This window comes from Streptomyces thermodiastaticus, assembly GCF_014656135.1.
Lineage (GTDB): Bacteria > Actinomycetota > Actinomycetes > Streptomycetales > Streptomycetaceae > Streptomyces > Streptomyces thermodiastaticus.
In genome coordinates this window covers 156,596-181,270 of the sequence record NZ_BNBV01000005.1, presented here as the reverse complement: position 1 = coordinate 181,270, position 24,675 = coordinate 156,596, and the positions used below count along the sequence as shown (strand labels likewise).

General features: G+C 73.2%; 23 protein-coding genes and 1 riboswitch. Of the genes, 8 read left to right on the top strand and 15 right to left on the bottom strand.

Going from position 1 to position 24,675, the window contains the following annotated elements; genetic code table 11:
* Positions 1–252: 252 nt before the first annotated feature.
* From IE286_RS07590 to pdxR, 4 genes are all read right to left on the bottom strand, one after another.
* Entirely contained in the window at positions 253–1,698 is a 1,446-nt protein-coding gene (locus IE286_RS07590; RefSeq protein ID WP_189795833.1) for a glycine hydroxymethyltransferase, read from the bottom strand.
* Between the two features lie 37 nt (positions 1,699–1,735).
* Positions 1,736–1,840: riboswitch (ZMP/ZTP riboswitch) on the bottom strand.
* Between the two features lie 121 nt (positions 1,841–1,961).
* Positions 1,962–3,146, bottom strand: coding sequence for a glutathionylspermidine synthase family protein (locus IE286_RS07585; protein WP_189795897.1), 1,185 nt, complete (start codon positions 3,144–3,146; stop codon positions 1,962–1,964).
* Positions 3,147–3,150: 4 nt separating this feature from the next.
* Complete coding sequence (locus IE286_RS07580; RefSeq protein ID WP_189795832.1) at positions 3,151–3,546, bottom strand: hypothetical protein; 396 nt, start codon at positions 3,544–3,546, stop codon at positions 3,151–3,153.
* 181 nt (positions 3,547–3,727) lie between these two features.
* On the bottom strand, positions 3,728–5,116 hold the full coding sequence (gene pdxR / locus IE286_RS07575) for a MocR-like pyridoxine biosynthesis transcription factor PdxR (RefSeq protein WP_189795831.1): 1,389 nt from the start codon (positions 5,114–5,116) through the stop codon (positions 3,728–3,730).
* Positions 5,117–5,163: 47 nt separating this feature from the next.
* On the opposite strand from pdxR, the gene IE286_RS07570 reads away from it, so the two are divergent.
* Both IE286_RS07570 and IE286_RS07565 read left to right on the top strand, forming a co-directional pair.
* Positions 5,164–5,664 carry a carboxymuconolactone decarboxylase family protein gene (locus tag IE286_RS07570; RefSeq protein ID WP_189795830.1) on the top strand — a complete coding sequence of 167 codons (501 nt, stop codon included), beginning with the start codon at positions 5,164–5,166 and terminating at the stop codon, positions 5,662–5,664.
* Positions 5,665–5,791: 127 nt separating this feature from the next.
* Positions 5,792–6,514: an isocitrate lyase/PEP mutase family protein gene (locus tag IE286_RS07565; protein ID WP_189795829.1), complete on the top strand. Its 723-nt coding sequence runs from the start codon at positions 5,792–5,794 to the stop codon at positions 6,512–6,514.
* Between the two features lie 20 nt (positions 6,515–6,534).
* Here the strand turns inward: IE286_RS07565 and IE286_RS07560 are convergent, their stop codons facing one another.
* From IE286_RS07560 to IE286_RS07540, 5 genes are all read right to left on the bottom strand, one after another.
* A complete protein-coding gene (locus IE286_RS07560; RefSeq protein ID WP_189795828.1) occupies positions 6,535–7,161 on the bottom strand; it encodes a hypothetical protein in 627 nt (208 codons plus the stop codon).
* A gap of 114 nt (positions 7,162–7,275) precedes the next feature.
* Positions 7,276–8,085, bottom strand: a complete 810-nt coding sequence (locus IE286_RS07555; RefSeq protein ID WP_229862042.1) for a serine/threonine kinase C-terminal domain-containing protein — start codon at positions 8,083–8,085, stop codon at positions 7,276–7,278.
* A 34-nt stretch (positions 8,086–8,119) separates the two neighbouring features.
* A complete protein-coding gene (locus IE286_RS07550; protein ID WP_189795827.1) occupies positions 8,120–8,473 on the bottom strand; it encodes a hypothetical protein in 354 nt (117 codons plus the stop codon).
* On the bottom strand, positions 8,457–10,166 hold the full coding sequence (locus tag IE286_RS07545) for an AbeC-like domain-containing protein (protein WP_229862041.1): 1,710 nt from the start codon (positions 10,164–10,166) through the stop codon (positions 8,457–8,459). Before IE286_RS07545 ends, IE286_RS07550 begins: the two co-directional genes overlap by 17 nt.
* Positions 10,167–10,362: 196 nt before the next feature.
* A complete protein-coding gene (locus tag IE286_RS07540; protein ID WP_189795826.1) occupies positions 10,363–11,301 on the bottom strand; it encodes a LysR family transcriptional regulator in 939 nt (312 codons plus the stop codon).
* Positions 11,302–11,395: 94 nt separating this feature from the next.
* On the opposite strand from IE286_RS07540, the gene IE286_RS07535 reads away from it, so the two are divergent.
* Positions 11,396–12,796 (top strand): MFS transporter, encoded by a 1,401-nt coding sequence (locus IE286_RS07535; protein WP_189795825.1) that lies wholly within the window; start codon positions 11,396–11,398, stop codon positions 12,794–12,796.
* Between the two features lie 60 nt (positions 12,797–12,856).
* On the top strand, positions 12,857–13,549 hold the full coding sequence (locus tag IE286_RS07530; protein WP_189795824.1) for a siderophore-interacting protein: 693 nt from the start codon (positions 12,857–12,859) through the stop codon (positions 13,547–13,549).
* A 131-nt stretch (positions 13,550–13,680) separates the two neighbouring features.
* On the opposite strand, the gene IE286_RS07525 is transcribed toward IE286_RS07530, so the two are convergent.
* The 4 genes from IE286_RS07525 to IE286_RS07510 form a co-directional block, all read right to left on the bottom strand.
* A complete protein-coding gene (locus tag IE286_RS07525; protein WP_189795823.1) occupies positions 13,681–14,670 on the bottom strand; it encodes a malate dehydrogenase in 990 nt (329 codons plus the stop codon).
* Positions 14,671–15,191: 521 nt separating this feature from the next.
* A complete protein-coding gene (locus tag IE286_RS07520; protein WP_189795822.1) occupies positions 15,192–16,418 on the bottom strand; it encodes an XRE family transcriptional regulator in 1,227 nt (408 codons plus the stop codon).
* Between the two features lie 384 nt (positions 16,419–16,802).
* On the bottom strand, positions 16,803–17,279 hold the full coding sequence (locus tag IE286_RS07515; protein ID WP_372462521.1) for a DUF3017 domain-containing protein: 477 nt from the start codon (positions 17,277–17,279) through the stop codon (positions 16,803–16,805).
* Positions 17,269–18,123, bottom strand: coding sequence for a bifunctional methylenetetrahydrofolate dehydrogenase/methenyltetrahydrofolate cyclohydrolase (locus IE286_RS07510; protein WP_125496783.1), 855 nt, complete (start codon positions 18,121–18,123; stop codon positions 17,269–17,271). The genes IE286_RS07515 and IE286_RS07510 overlap by 11 nt, the downstream gene beginning before the upstream one ends.
* Positions 18,124–18,365: 242 nt before the next feature.
* Between IE286_RS07510 and IE286_RS07505 the strand changes: the two genes are divergently transcribed.
* From IE286_RS07505 to IE286_RS07490, 4 genes are all read left to right on the top strand, one after another.
* Positions 18,366–19,031 (top strand): RDD family protein, encoded by a 666-nt coding sequence (locus tag IE286_RS07505; RefSeq protein WP_189795820.1) that lies wholly within the window; start codon positions 18,366–18,368, stop codon positions 19,029–19,031.
* Positions 19,032–19,184: 153 nt separating this feature from the next.
* Positions 19,185–19,919 carry an FHA domain-containing protein gene (locus IE286_RS07500; RefSeq protein WP_189795819.1) on the top strand — a complete coding sequence of 245 codons (735 nt, stop codon included), beginning with the start codon at positions 19,185–19,187 and terminating at the stop codon, positions 19,917–19,919.
* Complete coding sequence (locus IE286_RS07495) at positions 19,916–21,505, top strand: serine/threonine protein kinase (protein WP_189795818.1); 1,590 nt, start codon at positions 19,916–19,918, stop codon at positions 21,503–21,505. The genes IE286_RS07500 and IE286_RS07495 overlap by 4 nt, the downstream gene beginning before the upstream one ends.
* A 186-nt stretch (positions 21,506–21,691) precedes the next feature.
* Positions 21,692–22,051, top strand: a complete 360-nt coding sequence (locus IE286_RS07490; RefSeq protein WP_229862039.1) for a hypothetical protein — start codon at positions 21,692–21,694, stop codon at positions 22,049–22,051.
* A 153-nt stretch (positions 22,052–22,204) separates the two neighbouring features.
* On the opposite strand, the gene purH is transcribed toward IE286_RS07490, so the two are convergent.
* Entirely contained in the window at positions 22,205–23,767 is a 1,563-nt protein-coding gene (gene purH / locus IE286_RS07485) for a bifunctional phosphoribosylaminoimidazolecarboxamide formyltransferase/IMP cyclohydrolase (RefSeq protein WP_189795817.1), read from the bottom strand.
* Positions 23,764–24,393 carry a phosphoribosylglycinamide formyltransferase gene (gene purN, locus IE286_RS07480; RefSeq protein ID WP_189795816.1) on the bottom strand — a complete coding sequence of 210 codons (630 nt, stop codon included), beginning with the start codon at positions 24,391–24,393 and terminating at the stop codon, positions 23,764–23,766. Before purN ends, purH begins: the two co-directional genes overlap by 4 nt.
* Positions 24,394–24,675: the final 282 nt, after the last annotated feature.

The window sequence follows — 24,675 nt, the reverse complement described above, 5'->3', positions numbered from 1 at the left end:
GGTGCGCACCCCTGCTCCGGAACGGGCCGGGAACAGACGGTGAACGGCGGCCGGGAGACGGCGCGGGGTGCGCCGTGCGGCGCGCCGTGGGGAGCGTGTGCGCCGTGCGATGTCGCAGGGGCGGATGCGCGTGAGGGCCTGTGGGCGGTGCGGTGCCGTAGGAGGCCCGTGCGCCGTGGGGCGGCCCGCCGCTCGGACGGGCCGCCCCACGAGGCGTGACGGGACGGGGCCGGCCGGGTGCCCCGTGCCGGGTCAGCCGAGGTCGATCTCCGGGTACAGCGGGAAGTTCGCCACCAGGTCGGCGGCGCGGCGGGAGACCTCGTCGGCGATCTTCGGGTCGAGGACGTGGGCCGCCTTGGAGGGGGCGCCGGACTTGGTGGCGCCGGGCTCGGCGGCCGTCAGCACGCGGTCGATCAGGGCCGCGATCTCGTCCATCTCGGCGGTGCCCAGGCCGCGGGTGGTCAGCGCGGGCGTGCCGACGCGGATGCCGGAGGTGTACCAGGCGCCGTTGGGGTCGGCGGGGATGGCGTTGCGGTTGGTGACGATGCCGGACTCCAGCAGGGCGGCCTCGGCCTGGCGGCCGGTGAGGCCGTAGGAGCCGGCGACGTCGATCAGGTTGAGGTGGTTGTCGGTGCCGCCGGTCACCAGGGTGGCGCCGCGCCGCAGCAGGCCCTCGGCGAGGGCGCGGGAGTTGTCCACGATGCGCTGCGCGTAGTCGCGGAAGTCGGGCTGCCGGGCCTCGGCCAGGGCGACGGCCTTGGCGGCCATGACGTGCGGCAGCGGGCCGCCGAGCACCATCGGGCAGCCCCGGTCGACCTGGTCCTTGAGGCTGTCGTCGCACAGCACCATGCCGCCGCGCGGGCCGCGCAGCGACTTGTGGGTGGTCGTGGTGACGATCTGGGCGTGCGGGATGGGGTCGAAGTCGCCGGTGAGGACCTTGCCGGCGACCAGGCCGGCGAAGTGGGCCATGTCGACCATGAGCGTGGCGCCGACCTCGTCGGCGATCTCGCGCATGATCCGGAAGTTCACCAGCCGGGGGTAGGCGGAGTAGCCCGCGACGATGATCAGCGGCTTGAACTCGCGGGCCTGGGCGCGCAGCGCCTCGTAGTCGAGCAGGCCGGTGGCCGGGTCGGTGCCGTAGGAGCGCTGGTCGAACATCTTGCCGGAGATGTTCGGCCGGAAGCCGTGGGTGAGGTGGCCGCCGGCGTCCAGGGACATGCCGAGCATGCGCTGGTTGCCGAAGGCCTGCCGCAGCTCGGCCCAGTCGGCCTCGGTGAGGTCGTTGACCTGGCGGGCGCCGGCCTTCTGCAGGAACGGCGCCTCGACGCGGTCGGCGAGCACAGCCCAGAAGGCCACGAGGTTGGCGTCGATGCCGGAGTGCGGCTGGACGTAGGCGTGGCGGGCGCCGAACAGCTCGCGGGCGTGCTCGGCGGCCAGGGACTCGACGGTGTCGACGTTGCGGCAGCCGGCGTAGAAGCGGCGGCCGGCGGTGCCCTCGGCGTACTTGTCGCTGAGCCAGTTGCCCATCGCCAGCAGGGTGGCCGGGGAGGCGTAGTTCTCGGAGGCGATCAGCTTGAGCATCTCGCGCTGGTCGGCCACCTCCTGGCCGATCGCGTCGGCGACCCGCGGCTCGACCGCGCGGATCACGTCCAGGGCGGCGCGGAAGGCGGTGGACTCGGTGGACAGGGGCGCAGACATCTGGAAGGGAACCTCCGGGCGTGGCGTTCGGCGTTCACGGTACGGCCCAGGCGCACGGCACTTCTTCCCGTCGGAGCCGCTCCCCGATGGTCTCTCCCATCCCTCGGACCCATGGTCCAGCGCGCCAGTCACGGCCCTGACCGCCAGCCTACCGGGCGGCGGGCCGGGGCACGCCGCCGCGTCCACCATGCGAGCGGGCGGCGCTGCGGCGCCCAGGCCCGCCGCGGGGGCGCCCGTCGCGCGGCGGGCGCCCCCGCGGCGGGTCACAGGATGACGTGCGGCAGGAAGCGGGCGTACTCGTCGGTGACCAGGCCGGCCGACTCGCGGATGCCGAGGCCGGCGGCCTCGTCCCCGACCACCCAGGCGCCGAGGACGACGTGGTTGCCGTCGAAGGCGGGCAGCGGGGCGAGGGCCTGGTAGCAGCACGGCTCCTCGCGCAGCACCGGCGGTGAGCCCGGCCGGTGCACGGTCACCCCGGCTCCCTCCCGGCCGAGCAGCGGCTTGGCCGCCCAGCCGGTGGTGACCGCCAGCTCGCGCGGGCCGTCGAGGTACGCGGGGAGCAGATGGGGGTGGCCGGGGAAGAGTTCCCAGAGGATCGCCAGCAGGGCCTTGTTGCTCAGCAGCATCTTCCAGGCGGGCTCGATCCACAGGGTGGAGCCGGTGCCGCCGCCGTTGTCGAGGGTGTCCAGGACGTGGCCGGCGAAGCGGTCGGTGGTCAGCCACTCCCACGGATACAGCTTGAAGATGCTGCGGATGAACCGCAGGCCGTTGTCGACGAACCGGCCGGAGAGCGGGTCCCAGCCGATCTGCTCCATCGACAGCCAGTCGGTGGCAAGGCCCGCCTGTTCGGCGGTCTCCTTCAGATAGGCGACCGTCATCAGGTCCTCGCCGAGTTCGTCGGCGGCGGAGTGCGCGAAGTGCAGCATGCTGCCCGGCGGCAGCAGCCCGGCCTGCCGGCGCCAGGCGTCGACGAGGCGTTCGTGCAGCGAGTTCCACTGGTCGGCGCCGGGGAACCGCTCCTCCATCCAGAACCACTGGGGCGAGGCGGCCTCCACCAGGGAGGTGGGGGTGTCGGCGTTGTACTCCAGCAGTTTCACCGGGCCGGTGCCGTCGTAGCGCAGGTCGAACCGGCCGTACACGGACGGCAGTTCGGCACGCCGGTGCCAGGCCTCGGCGACCGCGCGGGCCACGCGCGGGTCGGTGATGCCGAGGTCGGCGAACCGGTCGGCGGTGACGATGTGGTCGGCCGCGGCGAGGCACATGCGGTGCAGTTCCTCGACGGTCTCCTCCAGCGCCTCCACCTCGTCGAGGCCGAAGACGTAGTAGGCGCTCTCGTCCCAGTAGGGGCGCAGCGAGCCGTCGGGGTGGCGGGTGAGCGGATAGATCAGTCCCTGGGCCTCGACGATCTGCTGCCAGCCGGGCCGGGGTTCGATGGTGCGGCGTTCCACGGGCTCAGCCACCGGAGGAGCCGTGGCCGCCGCCGAAGCCGCCGCGGTCGACACCGCCGTAGCCGCCGCCGTACTTGGTCCCGCCGCTCGTCGAGCCGCTGGACGAGCTCCCGGAGCCGGAGCCGGTGCCTGAGGTCTTGCCGGGCTTGGTGAGGGAGCCGCCCGACACCCAGCCGTTGCGCTTCTTGCCGCCGTAGTACCAGCTGCCGTGGACGGAGGGGTCGTCGGTCTTGCAGTACTTGTCGGAGACGAGCTTGTAGCCGCTGCCGTAGCGGTAACTGTCCTCGTCGACGCAGCGCTTGTCCGGATCGGAGGAGCAGGCGGTCAGCGCCGTGGCGAGCAGTCCCACGCTGCCCAGGACGACTGTGCCCGACCGAAGCCGCCGCCGTGCGTCTGCCATGTCTTCGTCTCTCCCCGTTGTCGTCGGCCGTACGACGGCCGCCTCGTCGGCCACAGGGTGGCCGGTTTCCGACGGCCAGCCTAGAAAGCGGGACGGACATGTGTACGAGCAACCCTGATTTTTCCCTTCGGCCACGGCTCGTCGGCACCCGGGGACGGGCGGGCCGCAGGACCACGGCCCGTCAGGGCAGCACCCGGCACAATGCGTCCAGCGCCGCCGCCCAGGCGTGGTCCGGCGGGGTGCCGTACCCGACGACCAGGGCGTCCAGCGGCGGCACGGCGGCCCGCTCGTGGCGGAAGCGGGACAGGCCGCACAGGGACAGGCCCTGCCGGGCCGCCGCCCGGAGCACCGCCTGCTCCGTGCCGGGCGGCAGCCGCAGCACGGCGTGCAGTCCGGCGGCGATGCCGGTGGCCTCCACACCGGGGGCGCGGGCGGCGAGCGCCTCCACCAGGGCGTCGCGGCGGCGCCGGTAGCGCAGTCGGGAGGCGCGCACATGACGGTCGTAGGCGCCGCTGGTGAGGAACTCCGCGAGGGTGAGCTGGTCGAGCACACCGCAGGTGTCGTAGCCGCCCTTGACGGCGGCGGCCTCCTGGGCGAGGGACGGCGGCAGCACCATCCAGGCCAGCCGCAGGCCGGGCGCCAGGGCCTTGCTGACGGTGCCGAGGTGGACCACATGGCCGGGGTCCAAGCCCTGCAGGGCGCCGACCGGCTGGCGGTCGTAGCGGAACTCGCCGTCGTAGTCGTCCTCCAGGACCAGGCCGCCGGTGCGCCGCGCCCAGTCGGTCACGGCGGCGCGCCGCTCAGGGTGCAGCGGCAGTCCCGTCGGGAACTGGTGAGCCGGGGTGAGCAGCACCGCGTCGGCGTCCGGCATGCGGGTGGTGTCGGTGCCCCGGTCGTCCAGGGGCAGCGGGCAGGTGTCGAGGCCCGCCGCGGTCAGCAGGGCGCGGTGCTCGGGCAGGCCGTAGGACTCGACGGCGACCGTGGCCGCCCCGCGCGCCCGCAGCAGCTCGGCGAGGATGCGCAGGCCGTGCGCGAAACCGGCGCAGATCACGATGGACTCGGGGTCGGTGCGCACCCCGCGCACCCGGGCCAGATGGTCGGCCAGCGCGGCGCGCAGCTCCGGACGGCCACGGGGGTCGCCGTAGCCGAGGACGTCGTGCGGGGCGGCGGCCAGGGCGCGCCGGGCGGCCTTGAGCCACTCGGTGCGGGGGAAGGAGGCGAGGTCCGGCGAGCCGGGCGTGAGGTCGTGCAGGGGGCGCGGACGCGGGCGGGGCGCGCGGGGCGGTGTGCGCGGCGCGGGCGGCACGGACCGGTCGGCGACCCGGGTGCCCGAGCCCTGGCGGGCGGTGAGCCAGCCCTCGGCGACCAGGTCGGCGTAGGCGTCGGCGACCGTGTTGCGGGCGACGCCCAGGTCGGCGGCGAGGGCGCGGGAGGACGGCAGCCGGGTGCCGGGCGCCAGACGGCCGGTGCGGACGGCCTCGCGCAGCGCGTCGGTCAGGCCGCGGCGCACGCCCGGTCCGGTCGTCTCCAGGTGCAGGTCGACCCCCGAAGTGGCCCACGTTTCCGCCATGGAAATGGACCATACTCCTGGGCTGCTCCGCTCCTAGGGTCGAGGCCATGAGCAACATCGAGGACACCGTCGCGTACGCCGCCGAGCAGCCCCAGCGGCTGGACATGCCCGCGCTCGTACCCGACGTCTACAAGGCGATGATCCGGCTGGACACCGCCGCCCGGCAGGGCCTGGACCCGAAGCTGTACGAACTCGTCAAGATCCGCGCCTCGCAGATCAACCACTGCGCCTACTGCCTGGACATGCACACCAAGGACGCGCTCGCGGCCGGCGAGAGCGTGGAGCGGATCGTGCAGCTCAGCGCGTGGGAGGAGTCGCGGCACTTCTACACCGAGAAGGAGCTGGCGGCGATCGAGCTGACCGAGGCGGTCACCGTCCTGACCGACGGTTTCGTACCGGACGAGGTGTACGCCAAGGCCGCCAAGCACTTCGAGGAGGCCGAACTGGCCCGGCTGATCGCCGCGATCACGGTGATCAACGCCTGGAACCGCTTCGGCGTGACCTGCCGCATGACCCCGGGCCACTACCAGCCGGCGCAGCACGCGTAGGCCGTGCGCGACCGCCGGACGCGGAGGGGGGCCTGGCCCGGGGCCAGGTCCTTTCCGCGTCCGGCGCGGCGGCACCGCAAGAACTGGGCGTCAAGACCTGGGCGTCCCCACCGGAGATGAACCGATCATGAGCACCGTCGAGGACTTCCGCGCGCTGCACCTGGAGCGCGCGCCCGGAGATCCGCTGATCCTGCCCGGACCGTGGGACGCGGCCGGCGCGCGGGCCTGCGTGGCGGCCGGGTTCCCGGCCCTGGCCACACCGAGCGCGGGCGTGTCGGCCGCCCTCGGCTACGACGACGGCTCCACCCCGGCCGACGAGATGTTCGCGGCCGTGGCCCGGATCGCGCGGGCGGTGGACGTGCCGGTGTCGGCCGACATCGAGGACGGCTACGGCCTGGCCCCGGACGAGCTGGTGGACCGGCTGCTGGAGGCCGGCGCGGTGGGCTGCAACCTGGAGGACTCCCGCGACGGGGTGCTCACGGACCCGCACGAGCAGGCCGCCTACCTGGCCGAGATCCGCACGGCCGCCGGCGACCGGCTGTTCCTCAACGCCCGGGTGGACGTCTTCCTCCATGGCGACGGCGACCTGGGGCACGCCGTCGAACGGGCCGCCCTGTACGTGGCGGTCGGCGCCGACTGCGTGTACCCGATCCTCGCTCCGGCGGACGCGCTGCCGGTGCTGCGGGCCGGGATCCGGGGACCGCTGAACGCCCTGGGCAGCCTGGACGGCACCGGCCCCTCCCCCGCCGAGCTGGGCAAGCTGGGCGCCACCCGGATCACCTTCGGCCCGGGGCTGTGGCAGCGGGCCGACCGGGCGGTGCGGGAGATCCTCAGGGAGCTGGTGCCGTAGGTGTGGTGCCCCGGCAGCCGTCACCCGGGCGGCACAGGGGCGACCGGGAGCTGTTCCTTGTGCAGCCAGGTGAAGGTGCGGTCCGGTTCGAGGCGGGCCTGTCCCCAGTGGATGAGATGGATGCCGTTCTCCGCGTCGGCCGTGAAGAACACGCAGACGAGTTCGGTGGAGGCGCCCAGCTCCTCGAACGCCTCGTGCAGTCCGAGGTACTCCTCCGTCGCCAGGCCGGCGTCGACCTCGAACAATCCGTCCGGCTCCTGCGGCCCGTGCGCCCGGAACAGCCGCCGCCGGGTCGGAGACGTATCGGCGGGCAACCGCGCGCATTCCAGGGGCCGCGGCTTGTCCGCGTACCTGTAGGGGAAGAGCACGTGCTCGTTGATCACGGCGTACTCGTATCCGCGGATGTCCCGCACGGATCCGCCCAGCTCCCGTGCCGCATCCGCCAGTCCCTCACGCACCGCCTCGGCCAGGGCGCCCCCATAGGGGCTCCGCTTCTTCAGTCCCGCGGCCAGATGCGCCGCACGGGCCCGTGCGTGCGCCTTCGCCAGGTGTCGCGGAACCGCGGCGGAGAGCGCGGCGGCATGCCGCCCGAACCGCTCGACCGCCCAGTCGGACGGTCCTGCCGTATCACCACCTGACACAGACATGAAGCGCCCCCTCCGCCCGGTCACTCAGCCCTCACCTGTGTGACACGCGGACGAACACGACACAAGGGAGCGATCCGGCCACCTCTACACGGGTCGCACGGCCGGGCCGGCGGCTCATCCCGACGGCACGGGGCACTCGCTGCCGGGGGGACAGAACCACTCCAGGGCCGTGGTGAGGTTGCGCAGCGCGTCGGCGCCGCCGTCGCTGTCGGGGCCGTAGGAGACGATCGCGTAGACCAGGCCGTCCACGGACACGAATCGCTCGTCGTAGATGTGCCAGGTACCGATGTCGGGCTCGCCTCTGAGGGAGTCGGCGGTGTACTCCAGCCGGGTGCCGCTGACGCCGGCGTCGTCCACGTGCTCCAGGGACAGCTGGTGGAACCCGCGCGGCTTGGGCACCTGGGACAGGTACTTCTCGAAGGATTCGTCGGGCGTGGCTTCCTCGACCTCGAACACCATGATCCGCCGGTCACCCGCCGCGCTGCGGTAGTTGACGACGTCCATGCCGTGCTGTGAGGGGGTCGTGGAGCGGTACCAGCCGTCGGGCACGGCGATCCGGAAGCCTTCGGCGTCGTCGTGGACGGCGTAGCCGTACGGCGGCTCCGTGGACGTCGGGGTCGGGGTGCCGGAGTCCGTCCCGGGGCCGTCGGAGAGGCCGGGGTCCTCCGGGGGCGGGAGCGTCGGCACGGCGAGCGTGGGCGAGCCGGTGGGCTCCGGGTTCCTGCCGTCGTCATCGGTGCCCAGCGACACCGTCAGGCCGACGGCGAGCCCGACCACGGCCGTCGCGCCGGCCACCGCCCACAGCGCACGCGGACGGCGTCCGCCAGGGCGCGGCGCCCGCGGCATGGTCACCCGGTCGTCCCGGGTGCCGTCCTCCCAGCGCTGAGCGTCCTCGTTCCAGTACCGTCCGCCCCCGTTCGTCACACTGTCCTCCCTCCCCCGTGCAGCGGGCCGGAAGTCACAGCCCGAGCAGGCCGGCCACGGCGCCGGCCGACGTCAGCAGGCTCAGCACCGACTGCGCGTCGGTGAGCAGCTCCCGCAGCCGCTGCCGCCTGCTCTCGCCGGCGGCCCCGGTGCGGGTGATCTCGTTCTCGGTGTCCGCCAGGGCCTCGTCCAGCTCCCGGATCTCCTCGGAGCTGCGCAGCCGGGCAAGATCGGCCCGCAACTCCTTTACGGCCTGCAGTAGTTCCTGCTCCGAGGTGTCCCTCGGGGGCGTGTGGTGGTGGCTCTCGGCGTGCGCGTGGCTGCCGATGGCGAAGGTGCTGCCCGAGACGTCGCCGATGCGGACGTTCGGCTCATCCGCCGTGCTCATCGCTGCCGGATCCCTTCTTCAGTGCGGTGCTCGGCCGGTGGCCACCGGTGGGCGAGGACGCGTCCTGCGAGGGGGCGTGCGCGCCGGAGGCCGCACGGGCGTGCGTGCCGATCGCGAAGGTGCTGTCCTCGACGCTGTCGATGTGCACCCCGCCGTTGCTGATGTTGACGACCTTCTGGACGAACTCGCCGGTCTCATAGCCGTGTTCGCTCAGGGCGGTGCGGACGCCGTGCGCGATGCGGTCCTGGATGCTGCGCAGGTACCGGTCGACGTCCATCTGCTGGAACAGCGAGCCGGCGGACGCCGATCCCAGCTCCCGCACGGACAGGGCGGGGCCGTCGGGAAGAGCGTCGCGGTATTCGTTGGTGAGCAGCTGCCAGCCGTGCCATACGGCCCGGCACAGGACGGCCACGGACCGGACCGTGGCCCCGGGCACCTGTCCCACCGCCCAGGTCGCCTTGGCGAGCGGACTGGAGGTGCGCAGCTGGTGGGCGATCCGGTCGGCGTCCCTGAAATCCTCCCGCACCGGCATCAGCACATGCGGGACGACCTCCAGCATCAGCATCCGCCCCTGGGTGTGGATGCGCACATAGACGGTGACGACCAGGTTCTCCTCCCAGCCGCCGACCCGCACCCGGAGGAAGTGCCGCCGCCTCTCGGCCCCTTCCTCCACCGCGCGGTCCCGGTGATGCCCGAACGCGTCGTACGGGGCGTCCTCCCGGCGGGCGAGACCCTCCGCGGGCAGGAAGACGCACTCGTCGATCTCCAGCCAGCGCAGCCGGTCGCGGACCAGAGGGCCCGCGTACTCCGGTGGCAGGCGCAGGCTCTCCAGCAGCGGGCGGACGGTGTCCAGCACGATGCGGTTGCTCAACGGACGAGGCGTCCGGCCCTCGGCGGGACGCATCTCGACGGCCAGCACCCAGGTGTCGTAGGCCCGCCCGGCCCCACAGAACGGCCGGCTCTCGCGGTACAGGATCAGCGGCGCGTGCTGTTCCTGCCGGATGCGCTGCCTCAGCCGCTGGAAGCGCGGACTCAGCGCCCGCTCCGCCGGGTCCGAGGCCATGTCCGCGAAGCGGTCCGGCGCCAGTTCGGCGTTCAGGGCATGGGCGAACTGGCCGCGCTGGCGCCCCGCGCACACGGCGATGGCGCCGAACAGAGCGATCGGGAGCAAGGTCGGCACGAGGAGAAGCAAGATTTCGGCGTCATCGGCCATTCCGACGATGAGAGCGACCAGGATCGGCACGGCGACCAGCAGGGCGGCGAACATGAGCAGCCCCAGCCAGCGGACGGTTCGCGCGGTCGCCTTGCGCATGCCGGACGCCTGGGGATCGTCACTGTGCAGGGCGTCGGCGAAGGCCAGCAGCAGGCTGGGGACCAGGAAGAGGGCCATCGCGCCGATGGTGCACACGCAGCCGACGATCCACAGGCCCACGATGGCCGCGCTCCAGTACAGCCCGGCCCGGCGTGCGCGCAGCGCGTGGGCCAGGACGCGGGCGGCGTCGAAGCCGAGGGACGGTGCCACGATGCGCTGTTCGTGCAGGTACAGCTCCTCGATCACCCGGTCCCGGTAGTCCGGGTCGAGGTAGACGCCCGCACACAGCAGGCGGGTCGCCTCGCTGGCCTGCGGCGGGACGGGCGAGGGCCCGCCCGGAGACGCCGGTTGCGACTGGTGCGGCACGGACACGGTGTCCACGCGACTCCCCCGAGGTGTGAACGGCCGCTACAGCGGCAGAACTGACGGGCCATCACCATAGAGCACAGAGGAATGGTCGGGGAAGCCGTTTGTCAAGAGTGTGACAACGTGAGGGTAGCCACACTTCCGGACCGTACAAGGCCGCCCAGGCTGCTCGGATCCCACCCGGGCGACCCGAGCGGGCCCCGCGGGTGTCTCACGGCCGCTGCGCCGGGCGCGTCCCTTCCGGCCGCGCGCTCAGCAGTTCCCGCACAGCCCCGCGCAGCCACGCGTGGGCGGGGTCGGCCTCGTGCCGCGGGTGCCAGGCCAGGCCCATCTCCAGCGGGGGCAGCGGCAGCGGCACGTCGAAGGCGACCAGGCCCAGCGAGGCCGCCAGGGGCAACGCCCACGAGGTGAGCAGGCCGACCAGGTCGGTGTCCCGGATGATGAGGAGGGACGCGGGGAACGTACCGACCGTCCCCACAACCCGCCGGCTCAGGCCGAGGTCGGCGAGCGCGGCGTCGACCGGGCCGTGCAGCCTGCCGCGGCGGGAGACGATCAGATGGTCGGCCCCGGAGGCGAACCGCTCGGCCGTGAGTTCCCCCTCCAGCAGCGGGTGACCAGCGCGTACGACGCCGCTGAGCCGGTCCGTGCACAGCATCTCGCGGTGCACCTCGGGCGCGGTGGTGTCGATGGCGCCGATTTCCAGATCGGCGATGCCCTCGCGCAGGTACGGCTCGTCGGCATGGCTCTCGGCCAGGAACCGCACCCGGATGCCGGGCGCCTCCCGCGCGACCCGGGCGAACAGGGCGGGCGCGAGCACGGCGGCGAGAGTGTCGGGCCCGACGATCGTGAAGGTGCGGTGCACGGCCTTCAAGTCCACCTCCCGCGGCGCGAACAGCGCCCGGGCGCGCTCCACCACCGCGCTCACCTCGGCGCGTACGGCCAGCGCGTGCGGGGTCGGCACCATCCGCCGCCCGGCCCGCACCAGGACGGGGTCGCCCAGCGCCTTGCGGATGCGGCCGAGGGTACGGCTCATCGCCGGCTCGGACAGGTGCAGCCGGCGAGCGGCGCCCTGCACGCTCTCCTCCTCCAGGAGTGCGTCGAGCGCGAGCAGCAGGTTCAGGTCCAGATTCGCGGATTGCGCCACGTGCATTCGTTCCTTGCAAAGGTTGCACTGGAGTGCAGGACGTAACCGACCCTACGGTGACAGGGCATCCCACACCAGTCTCCGCTCCCGAGGAGGAGCCGTGCCCTCGCACGCCCTGAAACGGTCCACCCTGCTGGCGCTGTGCGCCTGCGCGCTCGTCGCGCAGAGCATGGTCGCCGCCGTCAACCTGCTGATCCCGCAACTGAGTTCGTCGACGCTGCACCCGACCCACACCGAGGTGCTGTGGACGGTCGACGCCTACGTCATCGTCTTCGCCTCGCTGCTGATCCCGATGGGTGCCGTCGGCGACCGCTACGGCCGCAAGGGCGCCCTGCTGGCCGGGCTCGCTCTGTTCGCGGTGGGCGCCGGCACCAGCGCGCTCGCCCCCGCCCCCGCGGTGCTCATCGCCGGCCGGGGCATGTCCGGCGCGGGCGCCGCGCTGATCACCCCCGCCACGCTGTCGATCCTGACGCGGCTGGCCTCGCCCGAGCGGCGGGCGCAGGCCGTGGCGTCCTGGACGCTGGCGCTGGGCCTGGGCGGTCTGGCCGGGAACCTGGGCGGCGGCCTGGCCGGCGAGTTCCTCGGCTGGCGCGCCCTGTTCGGCGTGATGGTGCCACTGGCCGTGCTGCTGGTGGCCCTCGTCGCCGTGACCACCCCGCGCACTGAGCGCGCCGCGCAGCACCACCCCGACCCGGCGGGCACGCTGCTGCTCACCTCGGCCCTGGTCGCCCTGCTCTTCGGCATCATCGAGGGCCAGGCCTACGGCTGGGCCTCCCCGCGCATCGTGGCCGCCTTCGCCGCGGGCGCGGTGCTGCTGGCCCTGTTCACCCGGCACGGGCTGCGCTCGGCGACACCGCTGTTCGACCCGCGGGTCTTCGCCTCCCGCCGCCTGCGCGCCACCGCTCTCGGCATGGCCACCGGCTTCTTCGGCCTGTTCGCGCTCTTCTTCGTCAACTCGCAGTACCTGCAGGGCGTCAAGGGCTACGGCCCCGCCCTGACCGGCGTGGCGATCGCCCCGCTGGTCGTGGGCATGGCGCTGGTGCCGCGGCTCGCGGCGCGCTGGGCCGGGCGTCCGCGTCCGGTCGTCGGCGGCGGGCTCGCGCTGATCGGCCTGGGCCTGCTGGGCGCGTCCACCGCGGACGCGGGCACGCCGTACGCGCTGTACGCCTGCTGGCTGCTGGTGATCTCGGCCGGTACGGGGCTGTCGATGCCCGCGCTCACCCTGGGCGTGGTCACCTCGCTGCCCGCGCACCAGGCGGGCGTCGGCTCGGGGCTCGGCACCTCGGCCCGCGAGGTCGGCGCGGCCCTCGGTGTGGCGGTCGCGGGCACGGTCCTGGGCGCCCACGCCGACTTCGCCCACGGCATGGGCCCGGCCCTGCGCACGGTCGCGCTGCTGGTCCTGGCGGCGACGGTCGTGGTGGTCGCCGGATACACCGATCGGCGGACGGCCCGCGTGGTCGCGTCCGGCGGCGAACGCGCACTGTCGCGTTCGGGCCGCTGATGTCTCCTGCCGTTCGCTCGACTCCCCTGTCCCCGACACCCGTTCACGAGGAGCTGCGCCATGCCTGTCGCCCTGCCCGCCCCGGTTCTCGACCTGCTGACCCTGAAGGGCACGGTCACCGTGGCCGAGCCGGCCGCGGGGCGCTTTCGCCGGGTGCGCATCGAGAGCGAGACCCTGGCCGGCCTGGAGGTCCGGCCGGGGCAGCAGGTGCGGGTCCTGGTCGGCGGCGGGCTGGCCCTGCGCACGTACTCGATCTGGCGGTACGACCCGGGCGGTGCGGTCGAGCTGCGCGTGCTGGACCATCCCGGCGCCGGTCCCGGGGCCCGGTGGGCGCGCCACGCCGCGGTGGGCGACCGGGTGCGGCTGCGCGGGCCGGAGGGTTCCTTCGTCCTGCGCCCGGACGCCGCCCACCACGTCTTCGTGGGCGACGAGACGGCCTCCGTCGCCTTCGGTGCGATGCTCGCCGCCCTGCCCGCGCAGGCCCGGATCTCCGGGTGCGTGCAGACACAGACGGCGGCCGACCGCCTGCCCCTGCCCCACGGTGACCGGCTCACCTGGACGCTGCGCGGCGAGGGTCCGCTCGTCGGCGCGGTGCGTGCGCTCGCCCCCCAGCCGGGTGGGATCGCCTACGTCGCCGGGGAGGCCCGCACCGTGCAGCAGGTGCGGCAGGTGCTCGTGCGGGAGGCCGGCTGGACGCGGCGGTCCGTGCTGACCAGGCCGTTCTGGGCTCCGGGCCGGCGCGGCATGGACTGAACGGGCCAGAGGTGAGGACCGCTTCACGACGGCAACGCCGCAACAGGCCACGGGCCCCGGACCGCCGGAGGCGGAACGGGGCCCGTGCGTGCTCGTGACGCGCCCGTGCGGGGCGCGCCGGTGAGCAGGGCTCAGATCAGGCCGAGGCCGCGGACCGCCTCGCGCTCGTCCTGCAGCTCCTGGACGGAGGCGTCGATGCGGGCGCGGGAGAACTCGTTGATCTCCAGGCCCTGGACGATCTCGTACGTGCCGTCCTTGCAGGTGACCGGGAAGGAGGAGATCAGGCCCTCCGGCACGCCGTAGGAGCCGTCGGACGGGACGGCCATGGAGGTCCAGTCGCCCTCGGCGGTGCCGTTGACCCAGGTGTGGATGTGGTCGATGGCCGCGTTGGCGGCGGAGGCAGCCGAGGAGGCGCCGCGGGCCTCGATGATGGCGGCGCCGCGCTTGGCGACGGTCGGGATGAAGTCCTCCTCCAGCCACTTCTGGTCGCCCACGGCCTCGGCGGCGTTCTTGCCGGCGATGGTGGCATGGAAGATGTCCGGGTACTGGGTGGCGGAGTGGTTGCCCCAGATGGTGAGACGCTTGATGTCGGCGACCGAGGAGCCGGTCTTCTTGGCGAGCTGGGTCAGCGCGCGGTTGTGGTCCAGGCGGGTCATCGCGGTGAAGCGCTCGGCCGGGACGTCCGGCGCGGCGGCCTGCGCGATGAGCGCGTTGGTGTTGGCCGGGTTGCCGACGACCAGGACCTTGATGTCGTCCGCGGCGTGGTCGTTGATGGCCTTGCCCTGCGGCTTGAAGATGCCGCCGTTGGCCTCCAGCAGGTCACCGCGCTCCATGCCCTTGGTGCGGGGGCGGGCACCGACGAGGAGGGCGACGTTGGCGCCGTCGAAGGCGACGTTCGGGTCGTCGGTGATGTCGATGCCCTGCAGCAGCGGGAACGCGCAGTCGTCCAGCTCCATCGCCGTGCCCTCGGCGGCCTTCAGCGCCGGGGTGATCTCCAGCAGGCGCAGCTTGACCGGCACGTCCGCGCCGAGCAGCTGGCCGGAGGCGATGCGGAAGAGCAGGGCGTAACCGATCTGGCCGGCCGCGCCGGTCACGGTGACGTTCACGGGAGTGCGGGTCATGGCGTTCTCCGTATGACAGCTGGCGGTGGGGGCGTCCCTGCCCCGGGTGCAGGATCCCGCGCGTCCGGTTGGGCGACCGTACGCCCGCCGCGATGACCGATCACGCGTGCGGATGATCGATCTCTTGGCGTCAAGAGAGATCCAGCGGTCAGGCTATCGCGCATCCCGCACCCCGGACGGCCGGGAGGCTGTGGCCCGCCCCACAGAGTGACCGGCCAACGGGCAGGCGGCGTACCGGGCGGCCGCCGCGCGGAAAGGAGGGACGCGGCGGCCGCCAGGGGTCCCGGAAGACAGGACTCCCGTGGGGGGTACGGTGCGCCTTCCCCCCACGGGCCCGCCCCATGCCTGTCACATCACCTCTTCTTTCTCTCCGCTCACGGCGGTCTTGTGACGGTACGGCACCCGTTCGGGCACACGGTGCGGACGGCCTGCGGCACCGGTGCGGACGGCCCGGGCACGGACGTCCGCGCGGTGCGCCCGGGCCGGTCGGCGCGCGGGTACGGGGCGCCCGCGCACGGCCGTCACCTGGTGCAGCCGGTGCGTCCGGACACCAGGGTCACGCAGGCCTTGGCCTGGCCGGCGTTCGTCACCGCCACCATCGGCGTGTAGGCGATGGTGTCGCCGGCCTGTGCGACGGTGTCGCTCTCCTTGCGCGCGCCGACCACGACCTGCACCTGATCGCCCTGTGCCGCCTGGGTGATGCGGCCCCAGGCGGCGCCGCAGGTCTTGCTGTAGCGCACCTCGACCACAGTCTCGCCCACGGTGGCGCTCCGCGCCGTGGTCACCAGTTCGCCGCTGCAGCCCATGGCCTCCGCGTCCTTGCCGGTGCAACCGGTCCCGGCGCACTTCACCCCGGGCGGCAGGTCCGGGTCGACGGCGGCGGCCGGCGACGACGTCCTCGGCGCGCCCTGGCTGCCGCGGCCGTCCTCGCCGGCGGTGGCGGAGAAAACGGCCCCGACGACCGCGAGCGCGCCGGCCATGCCGGCCAGAAACATCGTCACCTGCCGCCTGCGGGAGGTCTCCGCACCGGCGTCTCCCGTCTCGCCCGCCGGGCGCGGCGGCTGCGGGAGCTCGCCCTCGCGGACGGGCTCCTCCGACCGCCTCCCGTCCGGCCGTGCGCCGGGCCGTTCGCCGTCCGGTGTCCCCTCGGCGGCCTGAGGCGCGGGCGTCCGCCCCTCGGGGACCGTTGTCTCGCGCGGTGTCCCGCCGGCCGCGCCGGTGCTCTCGCGGGCGCCGGCGTCGGTGGCCGAGGGCTGCGCGGGCACCGTGGGGAACACCCCCGCCGGGCCGGCGATCGGCAGGACGGACGAGCCGGGTGTCTTCGCGGCGCCCCCGCGGGAGTTCTGGCCCGGGTCCGCGGCGGAGCCGGCCGGGTCCGGTCCGGTGCCGTGGCCGGCCGTGCCGTGGTCGGCCGGGGCGAGCGCGGCGCGGGCCCGGGCGATGCGGATGGCCTCCATGGTCCGGTCGTGGCGCAGTTCCGCACGGCTCCATGCCCGTTCGGCGAGCTCCCACATCGTGGTGAGATGCACCGGGTCGGTTCCGGTGACCTCGGCCAGTGCGACGACCGCCCCCTTGGGCGCCAGCAGCCGGCCGCCCAGGTACCGCTCCCAGGAGGTCTTGCTGTAACCCGTGCGGTCGGCGAGCGCGGCGACCCCCATACCGCTGCGGTCGACGAGCCGCCGCATCTGCGCGGTGAACTCCTTGACCTGCGGATCGAGTTCGTCGGGCAAGGCCTTCCAACGAGGCATTGCTGCTTCCCCCTCTCCCCCGGACACTGTCGGCTGTGCCACTGACGGCCACGCTAGCCGGGCCACCGGGAGACTTCGCCCCGCATCGCTTTTTTGTCCACAGATCGACACAGCTCCAGCGCAAACGGGATCGCTCACGCCACACGGGTGTTCGACGCATCCTGGCGCATCCGGGGGAGTGCGCGGCGCGGAGCCGGCGCACGACTGTGGCAGGGCGGCGACAGACGTCGCGAGACGGTCACCGGTGTGCGACAGCGCGCGGACAGCTGTTGATCGGCATGATCACCGTGCAGCAGGCTGAACGGCGACGGCGGCCCGTCCTGCTCGGGGGAGAGGACGGGCCGCCGTCGCCGTCATGGAAGGACGCGGGGCTCTGCCGGGGCGTCAGCTGCTGATGGTGAAGTGCAGCGCGTCGTCCAGGAACGGTATCTCCAGCCACGGATCGGGCTGGGCCATCAGCGCCAGCAGCACGATGGCGACGCCGAGGACGCCGTAGGTGGCTATGTCGGTGAAGCGGGAGCGCACGGCCAGCATGCCGACGCGGGGCAGCAGCCAGCGCAGCGTGGCCCCGCCGAGCATGGCGGCGCCGATCAGCAGCAGCCCGACACGGAACGCGTCGAGCGCGGTCACCAGCAGTCCGATGCCGGCCGTGGCCAGCACGGCGAGCAGCGGCCATTGCCGCACCAGCGCCGAGGTGTCCCACGGCCCGATCCGGCCACCGCCTTCGAGGCGCAGCGCGTCCTTCAGCGCCGGCGGGACGCGGCGCAGGAGGCTCCGGGAAAGGCCGTGGATGTTCCGCATCTGCAGGTGGGGCTTCGCACGGGAGGATCCCCGCGCGGAGCCGTCCGTCTCAGCCGACACTGCGCTCCGCCGCCTCCACCACGTTGACCAGCAGCTGTGCCCGGGTCATCGGACCGACACCGCCGGGGTTCGGGGAGAGCCAGCCGGCCACCTCGGCGACGTCCGGGTGGACGTCGCCGACGATCTTGCCCTCGGCGTTGCGGGAGACCCCGACGTCCAGGACGGCCGCGCCCGGCTTGACGTCCTCGGCACGGATCAGATGCGGGCTGCCGGCGGCGGCGACGATGATGTCGGCGCGCTTGAGGTGGGCGGACAGATCGCGGGTGCCGGTGTGGCACTGGGTGACGGTGGCGTTCTCGCTGCGCCGGGTCAGCAGCAGCGGCATGGGGCGGCCGATGGTGGTGCCGCGGCCGACGACCACGACCTCGGCGCCCTTGATCTCCACGCCGTAGCGGCGCAGCAGGGTCAGCACACCGTTGGGGGTGCAGGGCAGCGGGGCCGGCTCGTTGAGGACGAGACGGCCGAGGTTCATCGGGTGCAGGCCGTCGGCGTCCTTGTCCGGATCCATCAGCTCCAGGATGCGGTTCTCGTCGATGCCCTTGGGCAGGGGCAGCTGGACGATGTACCCGGTGCACGCCGGGTCCTCGTTCAGCTCCCGGACGACCGCCTCGATTTCCTCCTGGGTGGCGGTGGCGGGCAGCTCGCGCTGGATGGAGGCGATGCCCACCTCGGCGCAGTCGCGGTGCTTGCCGGCGACGTACTTGCGGCTGCCGGGGTCGTCCCCGACGAGGATCGTGCCGAGACCGGGCGTGACCCCCTTCTCCTTCAGCGCCGCCACGCGGGCGGTCAGATCGGACTTGATCGCGGCTGCGGTGGCCTTGCCATCGAGAATCTGGGCGGTCATGACTCCATCCTCCCGGATGACGGGGCCCGGGTTCCAATCCGGGGCGCCGCTGTCGCCGTGCCGTGACCGGCGGGGTTGCAGGTGCACAACGCCTCACCGTCCGGACTGGACAAGATCTTGCCGTGTCTAGAACGATGCATTACCGAAAACGCGGTTCGTTTCGGGGGGCGAACCCGCTCAGATGTGTCGCTCCTCCGTGTGTTCCGCACCGTCCCCACAGACGTCGACGGAGGAATCCGGCCATGAGTTTCGGCTCGCCCCAGAACCCCTACGGGGCGCCGCAGAATCCGCAGCAGAGCTACGGCTACCCCCAGGGGCAGCCCGGGTACGGCCAGCCGCAGCCCGGGTACGGGCAGCCTCAGCCCGGATACGGCTACCCTCAGCAGACGGCCTACCCCGGCGGCGCGGGCGGCCCCAGCCCCCGGATCGCCTCGATGGGCCGCCGCCTGGGCGCCCGCGTGATCGACGGCCTCATCCTGGGCGTCGTCTACACCATCCTGATCTTCGCCGGCGTCATCAGCGCGTTCTCCGCCGCGAGCGACTGCGGTGACCCGGGCACCATCGGCTACGACTCCTGCATCAACGACGCGGGCTCCGACTTCGTGCAGCAGTTCGGTGCCATCCTCGGCGGCGTGTGGGTCCTGACCCTGCTGTACGAGTGGCTGATGATCGGTCTGGTGGGCCGCACGCTGGGCAAGATGGCCGTCGGGCTGCACGTGGTGAACGCCCAGACCGGGGCCAAGCCCGGCCTGGGCAAGTCCTTCATACGCTGGATCATCACGATGATCGGCAGCGTGGCGTGCGGCATCATCACGCTGCTGGTCTACCTGTCCCCCTTCTGGGACAAGTCGGGCCGCCAGCAGGGCTGGCACGACAAGGCCGCCGGCACCATGGTGGTCATGAACTGACAGCCGGCTGCTTCCGCCCGGACGATGTGCCCCGACGGAACAGTTCAGGCCATTCGGCACGGCGGGGCCGTGTCTCACCCGTCCAGGGGGACATCGCCCCGCCGTGTCCCCCTACTCTGGCGGAGGGAGCCGTCAGGCACGGGGAGACGCACCTTGTACAGCATCATCGTGGTACCTCAGCCGACCACGGAGGACGAGCGGCCCGGCGAGCGCTTCGAGCTGGCCCCCGGCGAGCGCCTGGCCTTCGGGCGCAGCGCCGGCAACGACCTGGTGATCGCGCACGACGGGGTGTCGCGGCGGGCCGGGCAGATCACCGCCCAGGGGGCGTTCTGGCTGCTCAGCAACCTCTCCGCCCACCAGACCTATGTCGTGGACAACCCCGAGGGCGCGGGCGAGCACATCAAGATCGGGCCGGGCCGGCTGGACGCGCCGGTCCCCTTCGAGTTCTCCCGGATCGTGCTGCCCGCGGCCGGGGACCTGCTGCCCATCGAGGTGTGGGCGCCGCGGCACGACTATCTGTGCGGCCCGCACGGAGCCGAGGGCGATCCGACCGCGCCCGCCTTCTGCCTGGACCGCAGCAAGCGCTACTACGCGGTGCTCACCGCGCTGTGCGAGCCCCGGCTGCGCGGTGACCCGCACGCCCCGCTGCCCACCGTCGACCAGGTCGTCGAGCGGCTGCGCCCCACCTGGCCGGCCGCCTCGCGGACGTCGGTGCAGTGGAACATCGACTATCTGGCCGTGAAACTGCGCCTGAAGCCCGCGCCCGAGACCGCCGAGACCGGACCGCGCCTGAACGGCAAGAAGGAGGCGCTGGTCTCCCTGGCGCTGCGGTTCGACCTGGTGCGCGAGGACGACCTGGCGCTGCTGGCCGCACGGGCGGTGCGATGAGCGAGCCGTACGCCGTGCCGGTGCCCCGCGGGTACCGGGTGGGGGTCTGGGAGGTGCGCCGGCCGCTGGCCACCGGCGCGTTCGGCAGCGTGTACGAGGCCCGGCGCACCGGCGACGGCACCCGCTCGCCGGACGGTGCCGCGCTGCCGGACACCGTCGCGCTGAAGTTCCTGCCCACCGGCACCGGTACCCCGCGCCGCCTGAGCCATCTGCGCGAACTCGTCGAACGCGAGGTGGAGCTGCACCGCCGGCTGCGCCGCCCGCGGCTGATCCGGATGTACCAGACCCTCACCGTCGACGACCCGGAGCAGCCCGCCCTGGACGGCGCCACCGTGCTCGTCCTGGAGAAGGCCGAGGGCTCGCTGGACGCCCTGCTGGACACCGACCCGCGGCCCGCGGCCGGGCCCGTGCTGCTCGCCCACATCTGCGAGGGCCTGGCCCAGCTGCACCGGGCGGGCTGGGTGCACGGCGACCTGAAACCCGCCAACGTGCTGCTGATGCGGGACGGTTCGGCCCGGCTGGCCGACTTCAACATGGCGGCCGAGCTGGAGGGCACGCACGCCTACTCCCCCGCCTTCTCCACGCCCGACTACACGCCGCCGGAACTGCTGTGGACCGAGATCGGCGCACGCGGCCGCCGCATCCGCCCGTCCGCCGACGTGTGGGCCTTCGGCGTGCTGGCGCACCTCGTGCTCACCGGCTCCTTCCCGCTGCCCGGCGGCACCCCGAGCGCCCGCCGCGACGCGGCCGTCGCCTACGCCCGCGGCACGGAGGAGCTGCGGCTGTCCCCCGAACTGGCCGAGCCGTGGCAGGACATCGTCCGCGCCTGCCTGGCCCGCACGCACGCCGACCGCATCGGCACCGAGGCCCTGCTGCGCCGGGTGGAGACGGCCGCGGGCACCGGGCGCACCTCCCGGTTGACACGTCCCCTGTTCCGGCACGGCCCCCGGTTGCGGCTGCGGCTTCCCCGTCCTCTCCGCAGCCGCCGTGCGGCGGTCCTGGCGGCCGCGGCCGGCACCGTCGCCGTGGCCGCCCTCGGCTACGGGATCGGTCTGCCGTCCGGCGGCAGCACGGACGGCGCCGACACAGTGCCGGCCACCTACGGGGCCGCGGACCTGAGGACGGACAAGGACATCCCGGTGCGCTACCGCCGGCTCATCGTCGACGCCGCTCACAACTGCCCCCGGCCCGGCGTCACACCCGCGCTGATCGCGGCGATGCTGAAGGTCGAGAGCGACTTCGACCCCGACCTCGCCGACCCCGGCCACCAGGAGTACGGCATCGCCCGCTGGACCCCCTCCGTGCTGCGCTGGTGGATGCGCGACGACGGCATCCCCGCCTCGGCCACTCCCACGCCGCCCCTGTCCCCCTCCGTGTCCATCCCGGCCATGGGCCGCTACCTGTGCTTCATCGAGAGCCGCCTGGAGACGGACCTCCCGGGCGACAAACGGCTGCTGATCGCGGCCGGTTACCGGACCTCGTACAAGAAGGTCAACGAGGCCGGCGGAGTTCCCCCTGGTTACCGGGGCTACTGCGCCCGGGTCGAGCACTATCTCAAGGAGTACACGCCGACGGGCGGCAGGTGACCCTGAGAGTTCTGAGGTACCGCGCGGGCCGGACACAGGGCACGGTGGAGACGTCCACAGCGGACGGCACGACCAGGGGTGTCCGGCTCGCTCGGGGGAGAGCCGGACACCCCGCCGCCCGCACCGTCTCCCCCGTGCGCACGAAGCGACACCTCTTCAAGGACATTCGAATCAGGGGGAAAACACATGACCGCCTTCGGCAAGGCCCTGGCCCTGACCGCCGCTGCCGCCACCGGCGTGGCCGCGCTGACCCTCTCCGCCGCCGGCAGCGCTCAGGCCGCCAACCCGTGCTGGAAGGACGGCTCCGTGTGGTACTGCAACAACGCCACCGGCGCGAACGTCTACGCCAGCACCAACACCAGCAGCGGCGTGGTGGGCCGCATGTACTCCAACCCGTCGTCCTTCGTCTGCAAGTTCGACGGCGGTCAGAACCACGGGGGACCGCACCCGACCCGCTGGGTCTGGACCCAGGCCGACAACGGCAAGTGGGGCTGGATGAGCGACAACGACATCGCCTCGGAGACCAACCCGCTGCCGTCCTGCTGACGCCGGATCACCGGCTGCGGACTCCGGAGCCGTCGGGCATCCGGTGACAGGGAAAACGGCCTCCGGCCTCTCCCGCGCGGGAAGGGCCGGAGGCCGCCGTGCTGTGCGGCCGGCAGCCTGCGGCGACGGTGCCCGGCTCGCCGGCCGCCGTGCTCAGTGGAAGAAGTGCCGAGCGCCGGTGAAGTACATCGTCACGCCCGCCTTGCGCGCGGCCTCGACGACCTCCGCGTCGCGGATCGAGCCGCCCGGCTGGACGATGGCCTTCACCCCGGCCGCGATCAGGATCTCCGGGCCGTCGGGGAAGGGGAAGAAGGCGTCCGAGGCGGCGTAGGAGCCGCGCGCCCGCTCCTCGCCGGCCCGCTCGACCGCGAGCTTGCAGGAGTCGACCCGGTTGACCTGGCCCATGCCGACGCCGACCGAGGCGCCGTCCTTGGCGAGCAGGATCGCGTTGGACTTCACCGCCCGGCAGGCCTTCCAGGCGAACGCCAGCTCGGCCAGCTCCGCCTCGGACAGGGCCTCGCCGCTGGCGAGCGTCCAGCCGGCCGGGTCGTCGCCCTCGGCGTGCAGACGGTCGGCCACCTGCACCAGGGCACCGCCGTCGATCGGCTTGACCTCGAGGGACTGCGCGGGCACCTCGGGGCAGCGCAGCACCCGGAGGTTCTTCTTCCGGGTGAGGACCTCCAGGGCGCCGTCCTCGTAGTCCGGGGCGACGATGACCTCGGTGAAGATCTCGGCGACCTGCTCGGCCATCTCCTTGCTGACCGGACGGTTCACGGCGATCACACCGCCGAACGCGGACAGCGGGTCGCAGGCGTGCGCCTTGCGGTGCGCCTCGGCCACGTCGGCACCGATCGCGATGCCGCACGGGTTGGCGTGCTTGATGATCGCCACGCACGGCTCGGCGTGGTCGTACGCGGCACGGCGGGCGGCCTCCGTGTCCGTGTAGTTGTTGTACGACATCTCCTTGCCGTGCAGCTGCTCCGCCTCGGCGAGGCCGCCGGTGCCCGCGGTGTACAGGGCGGCGGGCTGGTGCGGGTTCTCGCCGTAGCGCAGGGTGCGCGACCGCTCCAGGCCGCTGGCGAGGAACTCGGGGAACGGGGAGTCGTCGGCCGGCGCGTAGGAAGAGGCGAACCACGAGGAGACCGCGATGTCGTACTCGGCGGTGTGCCGGAACGCCTCGGCGGCCAGGCGCTTGCGGGCGGCCAGGTCGAACCCGCCGTCCTGCACCGCGGCGAGGACGTCGGCGTACCGCTCCGGGCTGGTGACCACGGCGACGGACGGGTGGTTCTTGGCGGCGGCGCGCACCATCGAGGGGCCGCCGATGTCGATCTGCTCCACGCACTCGTCGGGGGCGGCGCCGGAGGCGACCGTCTCCCGGAACGGGTACAGGTTGACCACGACCAGGTCGAAGGGCTCGACACCCAGCTCGGCCAGCTGCCGCTGGTGGTCCTGAAGGCGCAGGTCGGCGAGGATGCCCGCGTGCACCTTGGGGTGCAGGGTCTTGACCCGGCCGTCCAGGCACTCCGGGAAGCCGGTCAGCTCCTCGACCTTGGTGACGGGCACGCCGGCCGCGGCGATCTTCGCGGCGGTGGAGCCGGTGGAGACGAGTGCGACGCCGGCTTCGTGCAGCCCGCGCGCCAGCTCCTCCAGGCCGGTCTTGTCGTAGACGCTGACGAGCGCGCGCCGGATGGGCCGCTTGTTGCTCTCGGCGGTCACTGGATAACTACCTTTCGTCCCTCGATGCGATAGCCGTGGCGGGCGAGCCGCCCCACGACCTCGACGAGCAGCCTTCGCTCGACGTGTTTGATGCGCTCGTGCAGTGCGCTCTCGTCGTCCTCGTCCCGGATCTCCACCGCGCGCTGCGCGATGATCGGCCCGGTGTCGACGCCGTCGTCGACGAAGTGGACGGTGCAGCCGGTGACCTTGGCGCCGTACGCGAGGGCGTCGCGGACGCCGTGGGCCCCGGGGAAACTGGGCAGCAGGGCGGGGTGCGTGTTGACGATGCGCCCGCCGAACCGTGCGAGGAACTCCTTCCCCACGATCTTCATGAACCCGGCGGAGACGACGAGGTCGGGTTCCCAGGCGGCGACGGCCTCGGCGAGCGCCGCGTCCCACTCCTCGCGCGTGCCGTGGTCCTTCACCCTGCACACGAAGGTCGGCACCCCGGCCCGCTCGGCGCGCGCCAGCCCTTCGATGCCGTCACGGTCGGCGCCCACGGCGACGATCTCGGCGCCGAAGGCCTCGGCGCCCGATGCGGCGATCGCGTCGAGGAGCGCCTGCAGATTGGTGCCGGATCCGGAGACCAGCACGACAAGGCGCTTGACCACGGGCTTGGCGGCCACGACGGGGCCCTTTCTCGGGGAAGCCTGTTCGGTACGGTCGACGCGTTTGTACGGTCGTACGAATGCTGCGCACCTTCCGATACGGGGAAGCCTACGAAGCGGCCGACCGTCAGCAACGATACCGGCACCGCCGACGGCCCCCATGGGACGGGGGCGGGGCCGGGGGGTAGCGTCGGGAAGGAGCGGACTCGGGAACGCGGCCGCGCCGCGGCGCGTTCTCGCTGTGACAGCTTCGTCCGGCCCATGCCAGGCCGGGTGCCCCGTCACCAGTCTCGTCAGCCG

What these genes read in the sequence shown, in the direction of transcription:
- IE286_RS07590 (WP_189795833.1), bottom strand. Translation starts at nt 1,698, where the DNA reads ATGTCTGCGCCCCTGTCCACCGAGTCCACCGCCTTCCGCGCCGCCCTG.
- IE286_RS07580 (WP_189795832.1), bottom strand. Translation starts at nt 3,546, where the DNA reads ATGGCAGACGCACGGCGGCGGCTTCGGTCGGGCACAGTCGTCCTGGGC.
- pdxR (WP_189795831.1), bottom strand. Translation starts at nt 5,116, where the DNA reads ATGGCGGAAACGTGGGCCACTTCGGGGGTCGACCTGCACCTGGAGACG.
- IE286_RS07570 (WP_189795830.1), top strand. Translation starts at nt 5,164, where the DNA reads ATGAGCAACATCGAGGACACCGTCGCGTACGCCGCCGAGCAGCCCCAG.
- IE286_RS07565 (WP_189795829.1), top strand. Translation starts at nt 5,792, where the DNA reads ATGAGCACCGTCGAGGACTTCCGCGCGCTGCACCTGGAGCGCGCGCCC.
- IE286_RS07560 (WP_189795828.1), bottom strand. Translation starts at nt 7,161, where the DNA reads ATGTCTGTGTCAGGTGGTGATACGGCAGGACCGTCCGACTGGGCGGTC.
- IE286_RS07550 (WP_189795827.1), bottom strand. Translation starts at nt 8,473, where the DNA reads ATGAGCACGGCGGATGAGCCGAACGTCCGCATCGGCGACGTCTCGGGC.
- IE286_RS07540 (WP_189795826.1), bottom strand. Translation starts at nt 11,301, where the DNA reads ATGCACGTGGCGCAATCCGCGAATCTGGACCTGAACCTGCTGCTCGCG.
- IE286_RS07530 (WP_189795824.1), top strand. Translation starts at nt 12,857, where the DNA reads ATGCCTGTCGCCCTGCCCGCCCCGGTTCTCGACCTGCTGACCCTGAAG.
- IE286_RS07525 (WP_189795823.1), bottom strand. Translation starts at nt 14,670, where the DNA reads ATGACCCGCACTCCCGTGAACGTCACCGTGACCGGCGCGGCCGGCCAG.
- IE286_RS07520 (WP_189795822.1), bottom strand. Translation starts at nt 16,418, where the DNA reads ATGCCTCGTTGGAAGGCCTTGCCCGACGAACTCGATCCGCAGGTCAAG.
- IE286_RS07510 (WP_125496783.1), bottom strand. Translation starts at nt 18,123, where the DNA reads ATGACCGCCCAGATTCTCGATGGCAAGGCCACCGCAGCCGCGATCAAG.
- IE286_RS07505 (WP_189795820.1), top strand. Translation starts at nt 18,366, where the DNA reads ATGAGTTTCGGCTCGCCCCAGAACCCCTACGGGGCGCCGCAGAATCCG.
- IE286_RS07495 (WP_189795818.1), top strand. Translation starts at nt 19,916, where the DNA reads ATGAGCGAGCCGTACGCCGTGCCGGTGCCCCGCGGGTACCGGGTGGGG.
- IE286_RS07490 (WP_229862039.1), top strand. Translation starts at nt 21,692, where the DNA reads ATGACCGCCTTCGGCAAGGCCCTGGCCCTGACCGCCGCTGCCGCCACC.